The organism is Nonomuraea purpurea, from assembly GCF_042650645.1.
GTDB classification, from domain to species: Bacteria; Actinomycetota; Actinomycetes; order Streptosporangiales; family Streptosporangiaceae; genus Nonomuraea; species Nonomuraea purpurea.
The window spans coordinates 1-1,314 of record NZ_JBHSBI010000084.1; the positions used below are offsets into that span (position 1 = coordinate 1).

At 67.7% G+C, this 1,314-nt stretch carries 1 protein-coding gene; it reads right to left on the reverse strand.

From position 1 onward, the window contains the following. Positions 1-24: 24 nt before the first annotated feature. Positions 25-1,224: an IS630 family transposase gene (locus tag ACFOY2_RS54615; protein ID WP_379536108.1), complete on the reverse strand. Its 1,200-nt coding sequence runs from the start codon at positions 1,222-1,224 to the stop codon at positions 25-27. Positions 1,225-1,314 lie beyond the last annotated feature (90 nt).

The window sequence follows — 1,314 nt, forward strand, 5'->3', positions numbered from 1 at the left end:
TCTGAGTTGTAAATCCTTCGGGGGTTATGCGGCAGTGTCCAGTACGGCAGGCTGATGGTCGCAGTGATCGTGCTGCTGGAGGTTGTGCTCTTTCTGTTCGTGTCGCTCGATCCGGGCCAGTAGGTCCTCGAGGTCGGCCGGGGTGAACTTCCATCTGAAGGGCCGGGCGGTCTCGTTGTAGCGACGCTCGAAGGCGATGAGCCGGTCTTCGACCTGGTCAAGGTCGGTGAAGTCGTTGGGTGAGACGACCTTGCGCTGCAGAATGGAGAAGTAGATCTCCACCTGGTTCACCCACGAGGCATGCACGGGCGTGTGCACCATGACCGCGTTGGGGAACCGCGCGGTCAGCCGGTCGGCGGCGGCCTTGCCGCGGTGGGAGGAGCCGTTGTCGACGATCCAGAAGACCCGCTTGGCCGAGGCGTAAGGCTCTTGGGTCATGACGTGGGTGACCAGGCCCATGAACGGGACGATCCCGGTCTTGGGCGAGGTGCGGCCCATCACGCGGGCGGCGTGGACGTCGTAGGCGGCCAGGTAGGCCAGCGCGCCGCCGCGCTCGTAGTCGTGGTTGACGCGCATCATCCGCGATCTGCCGGGCGGCAGGGTGGGGTGGCAGCGGCAGCGGGCCTGGATGGAGGTCTTGTCATCGGCGCTGATGACGTACTCGTCGGCGCCCAGTTCGACGCCGGCCCAGACTCTGGCGTAAAGGTCGAGCACGCGGGCGGCCTTGGCGGCGAAGGCCGGGTCGCGGATGAAGATCCACGACTGGTGTTGCCAAGGCTTGAGCGCCGCCTCGGCCAGGATCCGGCGCACGGTGGAGGCGGAGACCGCTGCAGCCAGGCCCCGGGTGACGGCCTCGCGGGCCAGCTCGCTACTGCTCCAGCGCGACAGCGGGACACCGGTCTCGGCGGGTAACTGGCAGGCCAATGCTGTGATCTGAGCCCGCTGAAGTGGGGTGATACGCGGCGGGCGTCCCGGCCGGCGCCGGTCGCTCAGGCTCGCCACACCGTGCTCGCTGTCGTAGCGGCCCCGCCACAGACGGGCCGTGTCCACGCTCACTCCGCGTCGTCGGGCGATGGCATTGTTGGAGTAGCCGTGCGCGGCATCCAGCACGATCCGGACTCGGATCACCAGCTGGTAGGGGGCGGAATGGGCGAAGGCGATCTGCTTGAGCCGCCGCCGTTCGGTGGCGGTCAAGATGATCTGGCGGGCGTGGCAACGGGACAACGCACCAGGCTTTCTACGGCAGGTCCGGAGGGGTGACCGCCGATCTTGCCCGATCATGACTGTCTTGTGGTGGTCCGGCACGCCGGGCGG